Annotated in this window: 9 protein-coding genes; 2 read left to right on the plus strand and 7 right to left on the minus strand. The window is 35.4% G+C overall.

Annotated elements, in window-relative coordinates:
• Positions 1–106: 106 nt before the first annotated feature.
• The 6 genes from IO90_RS10035 to IO90_RS18370 all read right to left on the minus strand — a co-directional run bounded on the left by IO90_RS10035 (position 107) and on the right by IO90_RS18370 (position 13,332).
• The gene (locus IO90_RS10035) at positions 107–2,653 is read right to left on the minus strand and encodes an AAA domain-containing protein (RefSeq protein ID WP_051878500.1); all 2,547 of its coding nucleotides are present in this window, start codon (positions 2,651–2,653) and stop codon (positions 107–109) included.
• Positions 2,654–2,775: 122 nt separating this feature from the next.
• Complete coding sequence (locus IO90_RS10040; RefSeq protein ID WP_051878501.1) at positions 2,776–3,777, minus strand: hypothetical protein; 1,002 nt, start codon at positions 3,775–3,777, stop codon at positions 2,776–2,778.
• A 31-nt stretch (positions 3,778–3,808) separates the two neighbouring features.
• Positions 3,809–4,531, minus strand: coding sequence for a hypothetical protein (locus IO90_RS10045; RefSeq protein WP_131450856.1), 723 nt, complete (start codon positions 4,529–4,531; stop codon positions 3,809–3,811).
• 89 nt (positions 4,532–4,620) lie between these two features.
• Positions 4,621–6,465: a UvrD-helicase domain-containing protein gene (locus IO90_RS10050; RefSeq protein WP_034966088.1), complete on the minus strand. Its 1,845-nt coding sequence runs from the start codon at positions 6,463–6,465 to the stop codon at positions 4,621–4,623.
• 1 nt (position 6,466) lies between these two features.
• Positions 6,467–8,458: an ATP-dependent nuclease gene (locus tag IO90_RS10055; RefSeq protein WP_034968884.1), complete on the minus strand. Its 1,992-nt coding sequence runs from the start codon at positions 8,456–8,458 to the stop codon at positions 6,467–6,469.
• Between the two features lie 803 nt (positions 8,459–9,261).
• Entirely contained in the window at positions 9,262–13,332 is a 4,071-nt protein-coding gene (locus tag IO90_RS18370; protein ID WP_051878503.1) for a hypothetical protein, read from the minus strand.
• Positions 13,333–13,716: 384 nt separating this feature from the next.
• On the opposite strand from IO90_RS18370, the gene IO90_RS10065 reads away from it, so the two are divergent.
• Positions 13,717–13,932, plus strand: coding sequence for a hypothetical protein (locus IO90_RS10065; protein WP_034966089.1), 216 nt, complete (start codon positions 13,717–13,719; stop codon positions 13,930–13,932).
• A gap of 46 nt (positions 13,933–13,978) precedes the next feature.
• Here the strand turns inward: IO90_RS10065 and IO90_RS10070 are convergent, their stop codons facing one another.
• On the minus strand, positions 13,979–14,212 hold the full coding sequence (locus IO90_RS10070) for a helix-turn-helix domain-containing protein (protein WP_034966091.1): 234 nt from the start codon (positions 14,210–14,212) through the stop codon (positions 13,979–13,981).
• 672 nt (positions 14,213–14,884) lie between these two features.
• Here IO90_RS10070 and IO90_RS10075 point away from each other — a divergent pair.
• Complete coding sequence (locus IO90_RS10075; protein ID WP_034966093.1) at positions 14,885–17,905, plus strand: SusC/RagA family TonB-linked outer membrane protein; 3,021 nt, start codon at positions 14,885–14,887, stop codon at positions 17,903–17,905.
• Positions 17,906–17,910: the final 5 nt, after the last annotated feature.

Raw genomic sequence — 17,910 nt, forward strand, 5'->3', positions numbered from 1 at the left:
AATAACTCATGAATATTAGTTCGATTAAGATCCAATCATTAAAATTTATTACTTTGGTAAGATTTGAAAACTTTATGTGAAACTTTCGATAAAATGTTCTTTTACCTTATAATTCGTTTAGCCTATGGATCAACCTTTCCCTTTCTCCACTTCCAGTAGTTGAAAATCTCAATATAGGAACTCCATACTTATCCAAGACCTCATTCTTCATTAGATCCCTTTCTCCTTGTCGGCTATCTATTTTATGATATTCGTAGCCATCCACTTCAATGGCGAGAACAGGATTTTTACCCAGTTTGTTGTAAATCAGAAAATCAAGATGCGTGGCGTGATGTCTGGCATATCTCTCTTGTTCGTCAGAAAGTTTTTTAAAATCCAAAAGAAGATTTCTTAAAGGAAAATGAAGCACCACATCGTATTTGTTAAATTCATCCAAAGACAAAACTTCCTTAATCAATCCATACATTAAATTTTCACTAGCAAAAATTGATTTCTTCTCTTGACCTGATAGCAAAGCTCTTCGTTTCTCTTCATATCCTTTATACAGATAATCGAAAATAGAGTGGAGTTCACTGTTGACAATGTCGAAATTATGATAATCTATGTACTTTATCAGGTCAGAGATATTGCTGTCTCTCTCATTTTCATTTCCATTAACGACAAGAATTAGCTGATCTTTTGCTCTTGAAACAGCAACATTCAAACGGTTGGGATGATCGGTGAAATCTGATATTTCATTATCCACCGTAGAAAGAATGATTACATCATTTTCCCTTCCCTGAAATTTATCTACTGTGTCCGCTTTAATATCGGTTCCTACAAACGTATTTTGCAAAGCCGATGTCTGATTACGATAAGGAGTTACGATTCCCAAATCTACTGCCTGAAGACTTTGCTGAGGAATAATTTCGTGCAAAATAACATCAATCTGTCGCTGATTCATTCTATCTCGTGCGTGATTACCGGCTACGGTCTTATAAACAACCAAAGGATTTCTGTCCGTCTTTGCTTCAGATAAGATGATCAACTGATTATTGTAAAATTTCCGGTTACAGAAATCAATGATCTGAGGATGACAGCGGTAATGTTCTTTTAAAAGCGTTTTGGTAATATCGGGAAACAGTTCTGTTACCGATGATAACAAACTGTGATTTGAATAGCGGTATGCTTCAGGAAGATTATATGCCTGAAAAATGAAATCTGTCTTATGTGTCGTTTGAGCATCGACCACATTGGGAAGCTGCTTTAAATCTCCAACAATCACCGCTCTATTGGCGCACGATAGAGCTAAGACTCCCGTTGCCAGATCTACTTGGGAAGACTCATCAATGATCACAAAATTATAGACTACGTTTTCAGCGAGACTCCTTCTCAGCGAATAAGTTGTACTCATGATGATGGGATAGTCTAGAATAAATTCAGCTGATCTGAAACGAATATCTCTTTCAATATATTCGGAACGTTCACCATCTTTATATCTTTCACATAGTTTACTTTTAAACAACTGCATCGAAATATCCGTATATTCCTTCATTTTCTCATTAAAAGAAAAATCTTTTAGCACGGCTTCTAACTCAAGTTTTCTTAGCTTAAGTTCTGAGATTTTTGTGGTGTAATATTTTGACTGCACCAATCTGATCAATTCCGGATAAGAAAATTCATAAAAATTTTTATCTCTTACCCCATAAAGAAAAGGAAAGGTCAGTTTACGCCACCAGTTCAATTTTTTGCCTGACTGCTCATAGTTTTCAATAGTGATCCAAAGCGAGAGCAGTTGATCAGAACTGACATTCTTTTTAAAACGGACATCTGCAAATATATGATTGGAGCTGGTGAAATGATGATATTCTGTTTGTATATTTCCAATTTCCAGTTTCAGAGAAGCCAATTCATTTTTAAGTTCAAGTTTTTCTGAAAGCTCCACGAATAATAGTTTATTGGCTTCATTGAGTGAAAGAACCATAGCATCAGATAATCTCCAACTTGATAAGTCTGGGATTTCAGTCTGGGATTCAATAAATTCTTTTTTATTTTGTGAGTTCCCTAAAATTGCTGCGATGAAAGAAATGCTATTCTTTTCCAATTTTTCAAAAACATTCTTTATTGCAGAATTATTGCTTGAAACCACTGCTACGGTTTGATCATTCATCACCGCATTCGCAATGATGTTGAGAATGGTCTGTGTTTTTCCAGTTCCCGGAGGTCCTTCAATTACACTTAAAGGATTTGAAAAAGCTTCGTTGACTCCATCTTTTTGGCTAAGATTAAAACCAAAAGGAAAGATTTCAATAGGAGAGGAAGTAACATTTTTCTTAGGCTGAGTTCCATTAAGATAACTCGAAAGAACTGAGGTATCAGGAATAAATGATATTCTTGAGTAGCTGTCGGCAAGTATATTATTTCCTTCTTTCTTAAGCCCGATCGTTTGAGCAATTTCTTTCAAGTAACTGAAAATACTTCCTGCTTTCTCACTTTGAATAGCAGACTTCACAATCCTGATCTTGTTTTGATGATAAGAATACGATTTACCATTGCTCTTGTAAATCACCACACATTTATTACCTTCCAACGAAAAGGATTCAATCTCATCGGTTCTGTCTTTGCCATCGATGTAGATGGCTTGAGATTTAAGGTTTTGGGCACTATTATGCATTGGTCTATAGTTTATCTTAAGTATATTAAACTAATCTTAAAATATATCTTAACAAATTAAACAGATACAAAAGATGTATTAGGTCAAAATTAACTGAGGTTGTTTTTAAAGAAATTTAAAATTTATTCTCTTAAAACAATTTTTGTAATCTTACCATCCATTACTGTAAAATCAACATTCCTGTACCAAAGGTTTGTGAAGTGATATTCATCAGTATCGGCAAAACGATTATTCTTGATACCTATCGTTAAATAAGGTAGTTTTATATCCCATTTTGATCTTATTATAAGATTCTGTCTACAAAGCTTCTGTTCTTCTGATTCACTATATTCTACGAAGTCAGAGATCCCTGAGCATTCAAAGATGGTCTTCCATCCATTCTTTTGTTCAAAAGCCAGATCTGGATGAAGATTTTTTGTAAGGTCTTCGGTATCTCCTGAATTGCATGCATTAATAAAATCTCTGACTATTTTTCTTGGAACTCTTTGTATTTCTGTAATTTTCTTCTTTTTGTTGGCCTTGAAAATTTTAAAATCCTCCTCTGCTATATCTTGTATCTTGTAGAATCCAAAATCGAAAGCTTCCAATGGAGACTTATACATTCTATCTTGCAATATTTCAGAGTTCTCCCGCTCCACAGGTTCTCTAAAATTATTAAGAAGTAGAAATCCTTTCTCTTCCGTACGCTTGTTCATTCCGTCTATAATATTAGTTTGATAAAAGAACTCTTGATCATCAAATAAAACAGTTATTTTCTGACTGAATCTAACAGGCTCATCTTTTTTAATGATTTTCTTTACAAGATATTTAGTTTCGTTAATAGGATTTTCATTTCTTCCTCCCCAGCCATCCGTTACAAATTCGGACTCACGCCTTGATAGCTCCAGCCTAATTTCTCTTCTTCCTGTGTCGGGATGACCTATAAATTCATATTGAGGAAAACAATCCAAAATAGCGGTTTCCAATTCCCACTCACCATAATCACTTGTAAACGCAATGCGATAATGATTTTCAAATTCTAAAATATAGACTGGAAATTGAATATTGCTGTCTATTATTTTTTGTTTGATAAGATCTAAATCTGATTTTCTATTGATTAGAATAGTGATCTCGGTTTCATTCATTGATTAAGTATTAAAAAAAAGAAGTCTACAATTAAAGAGAATGATCGTTTATGATTTCATCAAGTTTCAGCTCCAAAATCTCATTGAAAATCTTTAAAATTTTAAAAGAATTTTCCCACCCGCCACAACATTCAGGACTAAGTGCTATTGTTAAAACATCAATCTCAGCCATTCTCTTTTTGATTTCCTCTGCTACTTTTTTAATTGCCTCATCAGAATACAATTGGATTTGAGGTCCGCCTACACTGGCAAAGAAATAATCGAGATCGAGATTGACGATACATCCATTTTTAGGATACTCAATCCAATGTTTAAATTCTCTAAGAAAATGTTCTATATCATATTCATCTTCCACAAATTCAGTCTTTGAACCCGCTTTTTTTGTAACGAAATATTTGTTTCCAAACAGATTTGGAAATAGATTATCAATGTGGTGGATATAATTATCCCAACGAAATAACTTAACAATCAGATCAGGAGGCCCCTCCATATCTTGCTTTAAACCACAATATTCTTCAAAGTTCAGGTTTTGAACATCTATGTTTCTTTCTACAATGTTCGCTTCTATTTCTTCTGGCTGATCGATCAGATCATAATGTCTGTCAATATGAACAAAAGTATATTTTTGAAGAACATCAATCTCTTGCAACCAGCACCAGGCAGCAGCCAGATGATTGTCTGACACATATATTTTATTTTTTTTGTAAAGGAAGTTCACATTGATAGATCCTGATTCTCCTAAGACTTTTGGCATTTCTTTTATCCACATTAAACTCTTCTTTTATTAAATTTATATTTTGAATTGACATAGATTAAGAAATCTTTATATCATAATATAGTAAACTAATTTTTTCTTTCTGTAATCAATACTATTCCTGAACTTACCAGTTCTTCCAAAATAACTTTGATTTTATCAATGCGCTGTGTCTTTAAGCCGAAGCGTCCCTCCCTCAGCTTGCTAAAAGTGAACACAACTCTTTCTTTGGCTCGTGACAAAGCAACAAAGAATGCACATTTGTCTTCATCAGGTTGGCTCTCGAATGACCAAAATGCCCCATCTTCTAATCCAATGAAAATTACGGTGTGATATTCTAGGCCTTTGCTTTTATGTATAGTCATAACTGGAATGGTATCTTTGCCAACCAACATGTCTAAAGCCAAAACAATATCATTTGATTCCTGATAATTTTTTATAAACTCATTTTCCAGGTTTTGTAAAACATTATCTAAAAAATCACTATTTCTTAACGAGGGAAATGATGCCCTGATGAGATCTTTACCTGCAAAATTTACGACCTCTTCAAAAAGCTTTTTGATTACCTCTTCATTCATTTCGTCTACATTGTAATTGTTATTCATTTTCTTTACAAAAATCGAAAATGAAATTTCCAATTTTAATAATTGAGAATCTTCTAGTTCTGTATGCAGTTGACTTAAGAAATTGAAAGCTTTATCCTTTTCATCGATGGACTTTTTTTTGAAAATGACATACAAGACATTAATGACGTATACCGATACTTCTTGTACTAAAAGGTCCTGTAATTTATTTTCATCTCTAGCTTTTACACCATTCTCATTAAAATACCTGATTAATTCGCCAGCATACTGATCTAATTGCTGCTTGACTAAAATGCAAATATTTCTGGGATCTATCTTTTCTTCATTGATCCATTTTTGTACCTCAGTAAAAAGTATCTGTTTTTCTAAATTGGGATTTTCAAAAACCCAGACGGAACACTCACCTTGTTCAGGATGCCATTTTTTGGAAGGTGTTGCAAAATCAGTTTTTTGCAATAATTTTTCGGTTAAATGGTTCAGCAGCATTACTAATCTTGGTGCACATCGAAAGTTCATTGTAAGTGGGATGCGTTCCGCAGTTGTATCTGCAATAAAATCTTCAAAAATAGATTCCTGTGCGCCAGCCCACATCATAATCCTCTGTTTATCATCACCGACAGCTGTAAATTTTGTTGTACTATCTAAAAAACAACTTTTAAAGAAATCATATTGAATTTCAGTAGTATCTTGAAATTCATCTAAAAATACAAAATGATAGGTCTCCTGTAAGTACTCTTTAATTTTTGGATTAATGTTGATTATATATTCAGCTAATCGCATGATCATTTTAAATGATAATTTTGATTGCCAAATCATAGTTTTCCAAACCTTGTTTCGTATATTTTCTCCCAGATTTAAGTTTGTATGTGGTAATTTGTTGTGATGAAGACTAAGTATGTCGGCTGTTGTTACACTACTAAAATAGGTAATATCCTCCGCTTTATAATAGTCTAAAATAGTACGATCATCCAATACAACATCATATTCCGATTTAATCTTATAGTTGGTTGGGACAGCCTGATTAAACCTGTCGAACAATTGTTTAGCAAACGAATCAAAAGTCAGGGAATCAAACCTCTTAGCCAATTCTTCGCCACATCTTAATCTTACTCTTTCTTTCAAATTATGTGCAGCGTCTCTTTTAAAACTAATTGCCAATATTTCATGTGGAAATTTGCAGGTATTTGTCTGCAATAAAAAACATGCTTTTTGAGCTAGCAATTCTGTTTTTCCTGCCCCAGGTCCCGCAACTACCAAATTATTATCAGTCGCAATCGCTACATCAAAGGCATTTTGTTCAAGCTCCAGACCATAGGTTGGAATCCACTCATCGTTTTTGATTGGTTTCATGTTATTCTTCAGCTTTTAAAAGAGTAGAAATTCTTTCGAATATTTGAGTGAAAACTTCAGGTAGATTCTCCTTTATATCTTCATCGGTCATCGATGACAAAACCTGAATATGAGTGGTCGGTTTTCCTCTTCCCAAAAAATGATAGTTGTACCAAATCATTAATTCCTTCTGGTATTTGGTGTAGGTTGCTGCAGTAGCCTGACTGGATTTAAGCGTTGCATGGACAGCTGATTCCACTTTTTCTTCGAATTTTTCTGCTTCTTTGGCTTGGTCAGGAATTTGCGGACCACCATTTTTAGGAATTGCTTTTTTGTAAAATTCTGGATAATGTTTAAGCATCAAAAAATCAAGGTCAAGAGGAGCTGAAAAATAAATATTGTATTGCTTTAAAAAATTTATCCAGCCATTCAGAGTTGCTTTCTGTGAAACTTTCCAAGAATGCATAGCATTAAACTCTACATCAGATAGTATTCCTTCGTCAGTCTCTAGCAAATCATCTTTTTTAATTCCTATTTTTAGTAATTGTTTTAAGGCGTATTTGATTCTTCCCCAGCCACCTCCTTCTCTTTCAAGATCAAGGTCAAGTAGGGTTATATATGGAATATGTAATGTCTCAAGTAATTTCCAGATATGATTTACAAACCTATGTCCTAATGGAGCAAAAGTGATTATATTATCATCGAAATCAACATCCATTACTTCCATCAGCCGATTGAAAATCACTTCTTCACTGTCGCCTTCTCCAATAACTACAAGCTTAGCAAAGTACAACTCCGGATAATTGTGTACCGCTTCTTTCACATATTTATAGGCTTCATCCGTTTTTTCAGGAAGTAAAATTTTATTAACCTCTGTTTCATATTTTTCAGTGATCCTAAAATGCAGGATACTTTCAGGATTTAATCTTTTGACAATTGCCGGCGTGTGTGAAGAAAGAAATACTTGAGAATTTTCCTGTCCTGCAATTGTTTTAAGAATTTTAATAACTCTTCCTAATAGCTGTGGTGCAATATGATTTTCTGGTTCTTCAATTGCTAAAATTGTCAGTAGAGGACGGTTAATTCCAATATTTTCTTTATCTTGCTCATCAGCCAGTTTTTCTTCTATATCTAATAAGGCACATACAAGAGTTAAGTAGAAAAGAGATCTATATCCTTCGCCTAGTTCATCAATTTTGTAAGGCTTGTGAACGCCCGTTGGACTAAAAGATATTTCTAGTTTTTTAAGGATAGAATCGAAATCACTTCCACCGAATGAAAGGGTAGCATCCTTGTAGCGATTGTCTTTGTGAAACTGTTGCCAAAATCCTGTAATCGAAGTTTGAACGGTATTGAATTCAGACAATGCTTTAAATTCAGCATTTATTTCCTCAACTTTCTCATCAAATTTTGCCTTAAATGCATCGTCCCATTTGATTTTTTTTAAGACTCTAAATAATATACTGCCTGAAGCAAACTTTAGTTGTTCAGCAGGCCTTCTAATAGCAGGCACATACATAATTTGTATAAGACTTTTAAAGTGGCTTGGGTAGATGGGCTTGTTTTCGTCTGATTCCTTTTCGCCTTCTGGAACTTTAATGAAATAGGTCTTGGTTTCAATTTCTCCATCAGGTACAAGTTCAGATTTTTTCCAACTTGCCTCTAATCGGATCCGTATGTAAGGGTTTTCACCTTCATCATCGATAACCATATTACTAAAGAAATGAGGAATAGATTCTTTTTCATCGTTGGAAAAGTCTATTCTGGCTTCGATAGAAAGTTCTCTTTCATATACTTCGTCAACCTCTTCGTCTTTGCCTATATGAAAATCTTTTCTTGTGAGTTCTCGATCAGCTAATGATTGACCAAATAATTTTCTCATTGCTTCAAGTGCAGTTGTTTTGCCTGAACTATTAAGACCGACAAAACCAACTAGATGTTCGTTGATTGGAATGATTATGTTTGAGGATCCAAACGATCGAAATCCCTTAATTTTTAGAGAGCTTATTTTCATGTAATAGTTAGTTTTTTGTATCACTAAAATAAACATATCTATTCAAATAAATTGATATGTTAAGTTTAATTGCATCAAAATCTGTAAAATACATTTTGATTTAGTGCATATTTTCAAATATACATGTAAAGTTTCAATGCGTTTTACGGTTTTCCGTAAACATAAAAGTTAATCACTTTTCAATTAATATCTTTGACTTACATCAAAGCTGATTATGAATAAGAAAACAAGGTATGAAATCTAAAAAATATTAGAATTTTTGATTTTTACACGTCTTTGTCTATCTTAATTTGAAGAAATTTTAATGTGATTTTAAATATCTATAGCTATTAAAAACTATACCCCAAAGATTAATAGCATCACTGGCTTTCTCATCACGAACGGGATATTTCTCGGGCATTACCTAACCGATCAATTCTTGAATATTAGACTCATCCGGTAAACATAGTAAATCTTTTAGAGCTACATAATTATAAGATGTTGCAGAATCGAAGTCTATAATAAATGTTTCTTCATCTGAAACTCTAATTTGTTTGTTTTCTGTAGTCGAAATTGTTAGTTTTTAACCCATACTATTTTTTATAATTATATTAATTAATCCTTTGAAAAAAAACAACCAATATCAATCCTATGCTTTATTTCCGTTAGATTTCAATTTGGAGAATATTTGTTGTCATCACGTTAATAACTGCGTACCGGATAAAAGCAGGCATTAATTAGAGTAATGTTCTCTATAACCGGGAAAATGAATTATAAAAAAATAAAATGAATTTCGGATAAAATAACCAAATAAGCAATCTAATCTAAATCAAAGCACCATTTTTTATCAATTGATTTTTTGTAACATTATCAATTCCTATAGTGTCTCGAAAATCGACATCATTAACATGTAAGATATTACTAAATTGATCTACTATCTCGTCAAAATAAAGATTAAATAAAACAATTTGGTTTGATGTTGATATTATCAAATTATTTTCTACAGTATCTAATGTTATGCTATTAATTCCTTCATGTGATTTCTTTCCTAATTCATTAAGAACTTCGATTCTATGCTTTTCAACTACTATTTTTGTATTAACATCAATAATAAAAACTTCGTAGTCGTTATGTGTGTATATAAAATCTCCTTCTAATGAGAAACAGAAGTCTCCTATGCCTTGAATTTCAATTTCAAAATCAAAGTTGTCAGTTAAAATGTTGTAACATCTAAGTCGATTTTCATCAGTGATAAAGAGAAGATTTTTCAAAGGGTGAAATTTTGAAATAACTTTAATAAAAGAATCTTTATTTATTCTTTCAAACTTTATTTTTCTATGATTTTCAAGATTCCAAACACTAAACGCATTAAACTCTGAGCATACTAAATATTTTTCGTCATACGAAAGTGATACAGTTTCTGCGCCTTCAAAACATTGGAATATATTACTTTCTTCCTTTTTGATCAAATCAAATTGATAAACAAATGAATTGTTATTACTAATAAAAACTGTCTTACTATCCTTCGTGAAAATAAAACCACCTGTCCATAAATTTTTTCCATCCTCTTGTGCGTTTTCATTATATTGACTAGATAAGGATTCATTATATACTACTTCGAAATCCTCTGTATTTCTGAGAATTAAAACTCCATATCCGGAATTTATAAGATATTTACCATCTGGAGAAAATTCTAAATTCCATCCGCTGTCATCTATAATTTTTATTAATGTAAGATTTTTTGCATTTAAAAGTCTTACTTGATTTGGAGAACCAACCGCAATTATATTTTTTTGTGGCAAAAATGCAACAGAATCTATCTGTAATAAAACAAATTTAAAATTATTTAAAGTTGCATTCCTAAACGTTGAATGAAGAAGATTATTTTTAGCTAAGAAGTAATGCGTATGATTAGTAAAGTCAACATTTGTAATATGACAGTTATTAAAGTTAGTATTTGTGAAATCTGGGACCTTCAATTTTTCAATTGGGTGGTCAAAATTATTTTCACGATGGGGTACAGAAAAATCTTTTATGACCAAGAATGATAGGTCGTATCCTCTAAAGTAATCATGTTGATATTCTGTTAAGAGAAGTAATAGATTTGTTACGATATATCCCACTTCTTCAAAACTTTTATAACGACACTTTTCAATTAACTCATTCAATTTGTTAAATGTTTTGTTAAAATTAAAATCAATCATATTAACTATCAAATCTAAGATGGCTCTAGATAATACTTGTGCGCCAAAAGTTAGTTTTAATTGTTTAATACTGATAGTAGTAAAAGTACTTAACATGCTATCATTAGAATTCTTAAAGTAAAATTCCCATTCACATGAAGTTGGTACGGAATTTTTGTTTTTATTATTATTTAAGATAAACGATAGAAAGTCATTATTCATTATTCCTAACTCACCTGCAAACTTGTAAGCAATAAAAAATTCTAAAAGAGATCTGTGTGACGGTTTATACTCACCATCATCATTTCTAATGAGCATCGACTGTCCCATCATGTCATATTGCCAATGATCAATGTCTTTTTGCTCTTGAACTTTGTCATCAAACAAAAAACGTATTCTATCAGGAATTAATCGATAGTGAATATTCATATTTTCTGTCAAAAGCATTTCCCAAGATAATTCACACATGAAATAAACTTTATCTGAAAAGGAGGTGAATGTTCTCTCTTCTTTTATATCTTTATTAAGCTTTTTACTAATAGCATACATATATATACGAGATATGTCGATTTGTTTTCCCTCTTCAATATCTCTTAAAGAATCTATTATTAGCTCCGTCATTATTGGTCGACTGGCTAGATCCATCAAATTTTTATTTTCCATTACCTTTTTAACCACAGCCTTGTTGGTGTGCAACAAAAGTAATTTTTTAATCTGCTTTCTATTTAGCTTTAATAACTCTAGTATTTCAAATTCAGGTGATTTAATTACTATATGCTGTGTGGATGCTTTTAGCTTTGCATTCAGAATATCACGTCCTTGCTTTGACTCTGGAAAATGTTCATTTCGACATGTTAAAATAACTTTTGAATTAATATGGATAGTTCTCGCTAATTCCCAAAAATTATTTATCATTTTTTGAGAATCAATTTTATCTGCCATTTCATCGAATCCATCAAAAATTAAAAGCAACTTCCCCATTTTATTAAGCTCTATAAATGCATCAAACGTAGGAATAGGACTGTTGTGCTTTTTAAAAAAGAATTCTGAAAAAACACTTTCTATGCTGACAGCTTTAGAAAAATCTCGTAATGCAACTAGAATTGGTATTCTAGGCCTGTTAATCCCTCTTTTCATTGCTGTTTTATATTCTTGCAATTTAATCCAAGCATAATGCAGTGTAAACCAGGTTTTTCCAGTGCCAAATTGACCTAAAATCGATATGTGCTTTTTTGCAGGATCATCAAGCCATATATCAACGTAACCTTCAATTTCATATTTATTAGAATCCAGTTTTATATTAGATTCTTTATCGAACAGATCTTTTTTACAATAAAGTTTTATGTAATTGTCATTTATCTGTTTAGACCTTACTTCATTTTCTAGCCACTCAAAATATCCTGTAAAATCAATATCGCCATCAATTAATTCATCCAATGTATAGCAAAACAAATTTGAATAATTTTCTTTTTCAACCTTGTTTCTAACTGAATCACTAATTCTTTTATAAGTAATTACCCATCCCTCGTCACACCCATATTTATTAGTATATTCTAATAATTCAGTTAATTCAGTTATTTCTACAGACTCGCTGACACACATTACAAAAATTCTGTCGTAGCCTCTTCGCTTACTAATATTGATTATAAATCCATTTGTAGTTCCGCTATTTAATAAATCTTCTAATTCTAATTTATACCCTATAGCTTTAAACCAATCTTTAACTTGAATTGATAAATTTGTCACTGGTATATTAGAATTCTCAATAACTATGTTATCTCTTATCTCCTTTACGGCTTCTAGCGTAATTTCTGAAGTTCTTTCAATTTTTGCAAGTACATCAATAATTTCAAAATTACTTTCAATTAAATAAATAATTTCCTTATTTAGTTTATCAGTTATGCGCTTTTTCAAATCGGCAGAATCCAAAATATTTTGTAATATTTCATTATTCAGGAGTCTGTCCTCTTCTTTATTTTCACATGATTTTTCAATTACTGTATTCAAAAGATATCCCAAAATAAAATTTTCATTGATAGCTTTATCAATTTTTAAATCACTAGATAATATAATTTTTTTTACCTCATCAACTAATGTTCTGATCGCTTGATTAGTATCAGTAATATCATAAAACTCCCACCTAACTAACTCAAGAAAGTTTAAAAAAATATCTGAGTTTATATTTTCTTCAAAATCTTTAAATATATTGCTTGCTTTACTAATTTTTACTTTATCAGTAACTTGTAATTTATACTTACGTAGTTTTTCAGACATTACATTTATTAGTGTAGTCCTAACTTCTGTTATAAATTCTATAGGTGAAAAGTTGCTATTACGCTGATTTTCAAACCATTTCTGAAGAGATTTTCCACTTCTTTTTTTATGACTTGAATTTGTTTGAAAATAGAACAAGCCTGTGTAGTAGTCCTTATATTGTAGATATAATTTAAAAAAATTTAATAAAGAATTAGCTATCTCAGGACTTTGAAGACTAAAGCCATCACTGTAACATTTAATTTGCCTAAAAGCATATTCCTTCTTTAAAATATTAAGTTCAAAAATATCGTCTTCTCTTTCACAAAAAATCTCATTAGATATATTTCCTAAATAATTTTCTAACCATATTTTTGTTGTGGAAAGATATTGATAATAAAAACCTTTATTTGTAGCTATAGCATCAGTATTTTTTTTAAATACATGAAAGTCCGTCATATTTAGATTAATAGTAATTATTTTACTAATTTACTGAAACAATTTAATTTATATAAAAAAACCTACTTAAACTTTTATTTTCCTCATATAAAAACTAGAGAAAGCTAGCATTAGGAAGACCGATAAAATCTTCCAAATTAAAATGTTCTATGACTACGGTCGAGAACAATTTTAATAAGAAGTATTATATTATCTCCAAAAACAACAAATATGAAACCGTTAAAAATCTACAGTGTGGTTGCAACTCTTGCAATAATCTTATTATCCATCAGTCTTTATCAGACCAACAAAGAGTGCAACAAACCCAAAAAAGTACTCAAAGAAACAGAAGAAGTTTTACAACAATGTTCTGAACGATATTATATAGCCATTGGAAAGTAAATTATGAATAAAGAAATATCTTTTTATGAATTCACACAATTGTCAGATGAAGAACAATATGAGTTAGTCTTTAAAGAAGGGGAATTCCTAAATTATTCTATAAAAAACGATTTGAGATTTACACTATATAAATTAAAAAATTTTTTTGTTGAAGTGGTATATGATGCCAGAGAAAATAAGATCGTAAATCTTAGTAGCTTTATGAATGCTAAGAATTAAAATATATTCTTTGGTGTAAAGAAAAATCCCAACTTTCGTTAGGATTCTAATCAGTTTTAAAGTTCAATAAATCTTTAGGAGATATATTTAAGCCTCTGGCTAAGTCTATCAGGGTAGTAAATGCGAAATTTCTTTTTCCATTCTCTATGTCGCTCACCGTGCCTTTAGTGATTTTGCTGCTATTCAGTACAACGTCATCTTGTGTTAGTCCAGATTTAATTCTTAAATCTTTAACGTGTTCTCCAAATTTTCTTAGTATTTCATCTTTTGAAATGTCCATTTATTAGTACTTTATACAAAGTGCGTAATTTTTCCGACATATTTTGTTACAAGTTCTTGTAACAAAGTGAAAAATTCTTATATTTGGAAATAATTACTTATTAAAGTAATTTTGCGATACTTCAAAGAAATATAGAAGCTATTCGCTTAGAATCTCGAAGCAGAAAACTGGTAATTTTCAAATAACAACGAGACGATAAGCAGAAAGCTCACGACCTAGGGCGTGGGCTCTCTTATCTGTTGTTATGGGTATACCAGTGCCTCTGCTCGGATATGTAGAGTTCCACGCCATTTTATTTCCCATGTTGTCCGCTCACTCTACAATCTAAGCCGCTTCCTCAAAATATAGTATCAGACTGCACGATACAATGGGGTGTACAACTCATTGCGGCTTTAAAGCTTACACGGGACACAAATTTCATTCATATTAATTTTTTAAGATATGCTGGGGCAGGAGGTTTTTGCTATGTCTTTAATGAGACTTCCTCCCGAGCGTCATCGCAGTAAACTATGTCTATGCTGATAATGAAACTGAATTTTTAAGAAACAGATAGTATGAAATTAAAGAACTAGCCATAGAAACAAGAAAGCCCTCTTAGCACTATAAGTATTGTGGAATTTACGCAGTGCAGAAGAGAGCCTAAAATTTAACGAATTAAATCTATTCAAAAGTATGAAAAAAAACTTTTGCAGCCTGAGTCATATCCAAGTGGCTTTTGGCTTCACCTTGCTAGCCTCCGGCTTAGCAATAGGGCAGATGCGTGTGATCACAGGCACTGTTACAGATAATACTAATAATAAACCCATTTCAGGGATAAGTATATTTCAGGAGGGTAGTGATGCGGTCGCTACTAGTAATAGTTCTGGTATTTACAGGGTTGAGGTGTCAGGTGAGAATCCTGTCCTTGTGTTTAAGCATCCTGATTATCCGGAACGGAAAGTACCTTTGGGAAATAAAACAGTGGTCCATGTCTCATTGGGTATTAGCAGTGACGAAAATGAAATTAAGGAGGTCGTCCTTAATGCGGGGTATTATAAGGTTGCTGAGCGGGAGAGTACGGGAAGTATTGCCCGTATCACTGCCAAGGATATTGAGAACCAGCCTGTCAATAATGTGCTGCAATCGGCGCAGGGCAGGATGGCGGGTGTGTCCATTACCCAGAACTCTGGTGTTCCCGGTGGTGGCTTTGATGTGCAGATCAGGGGAAGGAACAGCCTTCGGAGTTATGCGACCACAGGCTATGACGGCAACAAGCCCCTCTATGTGGTGGACGGCGTGCAGCTGCCGCAGGTCAATGACTTCAACAGCGGGATGTCGGCATCCATCCACCCCTACAGCGATACGAATCCGCTTAATTCGATAAATCCTGACGACATCGAATCCTTCGAGGTACTGAAGGATGCGGATGCCACGGCCATCTATGGTAGCAAGGGCGCCAACGGGGTGATCCTTATCACCACGAAGAGGGGCAAGAGGGATAGGACGGAGGTCAATCTGAAGACCAGCTACGGGCTGGGTAACACGACGAACCTGCCGAAGATGATGTCCCTTGACGAATATGCGACGATGAGGAGGCTCGCCTTTGCAAACGACGGTGTGGCGGTGCCGGGCATCGCCTATGACATCAACGGGGTCTGGGATCCTGGCAGATCCACGGACTGGCAGAAATACTTTGTCGGAAACACCGCTGAGTTCTCAGATGTGCAGGTCGGGGTGTCGGGAGGCAGCGGCGGGACGCAGTTCTCCATATCTGCTGGACACAACGAAGAGACGACAGTGTTTCCGGGAAGCTACCGCTACAAGCGGAACAACATCGGCGTGAACGTCCAGCATGCGAGTTCGGACAAGAGGTTCAGGATAGCCTTCAGCGGGCTGGGCTCTTTTCAGGACAACACGCTTCCGCCGACAGACTTCAATCTGGTGTATTCTGCCTTGGCGCCCAACGCTCCTAACCTTTACAACAGCGACGGGAGCATCAACTGGGAGAACGGCACGTTCACCAACCCGATGGGGCCTGCGACGCAGACCTACACCGTGGACACGAAGAGCCTGAATGCGAACCTTACCTCAAGCTATGTCCTGGGACGTGGGCTGAGCGTCAACCTCAACACGGGCTACAGCATCCACAATGCCTATGATCAGAAGATATTTCCAAAGACGACCTACAATCCCAACAGCAACATCGGCAGCAATGTCTCTTCCATCAGGAAGGGGGAGAAGCTGAACCAGAGCTGGATCGTGGAACCTCAGCTCAACTATGAACTGAAATGGGGCGAGAACCGGTTCTCGGCATTGCTGGGGACGTCCTTCCAGGAACAGCGGTCGGAGAATATGGTGATGGTGGGCAGGGGCTTTGCGTCCGACGAGATGCTGACCAACATAGGTGCCGCCACTACGGTCACCGTTCCAAGCGCCTACGAGTCATTGTACCGCTACCAGGCCATCTATGCTAGGTTCAACTACGGTTATAAGAAGCGCTACTTCCTGAACCTGACGGGACGCCGTGACGGTTCCAGCAGGTTCGGCTCGGACAGGCGGTATGCCAACTTCGGCGCGGTCGGTGCGGCATGGGTGTTCTCCGAGGAGGGTCTCCTTAAGGACAGTCCCTGGCTGAGCTTCGGGAAGCTGAGGACGAGCTACGGTGTTGCGGGAAATGACCAGATCGGTGACTACCAGTACTATGATACCTACCAGACAACGGGCGGTTCCTATGGTGGTTCCTCGGGTATCAACCCGCAGCGGCTCTTCAACAGGAACTTCAGCTGGGAGGTCACCAGGAAGTTCGAGGTCGCCGTGGAGACAGGGATGTTCGACAACAGGCTGATGCTCAACCTCGGCTATTACCACAACATCAGCTCGAACCAGCTGGTCGGCGTACCGATGCCTGCCACGGTGGGCTTTGCGTCGATGCAGGCCAATCTGGACGCGACCGTCAGAAACAGGGGACTGGAGGTGACGGTGCAGTCGGTCAATCTCAAGGGCAGGGACTGGAAGTGGACGACGGGACTCAACTTTACACTGCCCGAGAACAAGCTGCTGGAATTTCCGGACCTGGAGCGTTCGACCTATTCCAACAGATTCGAGGTGGGGAAATCGACCTCGCTTGTCAAGCTCTACCGTTTTACGGGGATCGATCCTGTGACGGGACTCTACACCTTTGACGATGCCAATGGGGACGGGATCATCAACACCGCAGACCGCAGCGTTTCAAAGGAGATCAGGGAGTATTGGTACGGTGGCATACAGAACAGCGTCCAGTACAGGAATTGGACATTCGAGGTCCTGGTGCAGATGGTGAGCCAGAGCCAGTACAACATCTTATCGACGTACGGGGACGTCGGCTACATGGGCAACAGGCCGTCCGTCTATCTGGACTACTGGACGCCTGACAACCTCGATGCACAGTTTCAGAGGCCGAGTGCGGGATACAGCACCGCGGCGGCGACCGCAAGTACGAGGTTTGCGACGAGCGATGCCACCGTGTCGGATTCTTTCACAGTGCGTGTGAAAAATGCATCCCTGACCTACCGTATCCCGCTGCCCGAAGAAAGGAAGCTGGTGGCGAGGGTCTTTGTCAACGGGCAGAACCTGTTCGTCTTCTCAAACAGAAAAGGCCTCAACCCTGAATTTCTGGTGGCTGGATACAGCACGCCACTGCGTGTGGTCAGCTTCGGACTGTCCGTAAATTTTTAAAACCA

The organism is Chryseobacterium sp. FH1, from assembly GCF_000735135.1.
In the GTDB taxonomy this organism is placed as follows: Bacteria; Bacteroidota; Bacteroidia; order Flavobacteriales; family Weeksellaceae; genus Epilithonimonas.

What these genes read in the sequence shown, in the direction of transcription:
- IO90_RS10035 (WP_051878500.1), bottom strand. Translation starts at nt 2,653, where the DNA reads ATGCATAATAGTGCCCAAAACCTTAAATCTCAAGCCATCTACATCGAT.
- IO90_RS10040 (WP_051878501.1), bottom strand. Translation starts at nt 3,777, where the DNA reads ATGAATGAAACCGAGATCACTATTCTAATCAATAGAAAATCAGATTTA.
- IO90_RS10045 (WP_131450856.1), bottom strand. Translation starts at nt 4,531, where the DNA reads ATGCCAAAAGTCTTAGGAGAATCAGGATCTATCAATGTGAACTTCCTT.
- IO90_RS10050 (WP_034966088.1), bottom strand. Translation starts at nt 6,465, where the DNA reads ATGAAACCAATCAAAAACGATGAGTGGATTCCAACCTATGGTCTGGAG.
- IO90_RS10055 (WP_034968884.1), bottom strand. Translation starts at nt 8,458, where the DNA reads ATGAAAATAAGCTCTCTAAAAATTAAGGGATTTCGATCGTTTGGATCC.
- IO90_RS18370 (WP_051878503.1), bottom strand. Translation starts at nt 13,332, where the DNA reads ATGACGGACTTTCATGTATTTAAAAAAAATACTGATGCTATAGCTACA.
- IO90_RS10065 (WP_034966089.1), top strand. Translation starts at nt 13,717, where the DNA reads ATGAATAAAGAAATATCTTTTTATGAATTCACACAATTGTCAGATGAA.
- IO90_RS10070 (WP_034966091.1), bottom strand. Translation starts at nt 14,212, where the DNA reads ATGGACATTTCAAAAGATGAAATACTAAGAAAATTTGGAGAACACGTT.
- IO90_RS10075 (WP_034966093.1), top strand. Translation starts at nt 14,885, where the DNA reads ATGAAAAAAAACTTTTGCAGCCTGAGTCATATCCAAGTGGCTTTTGGC.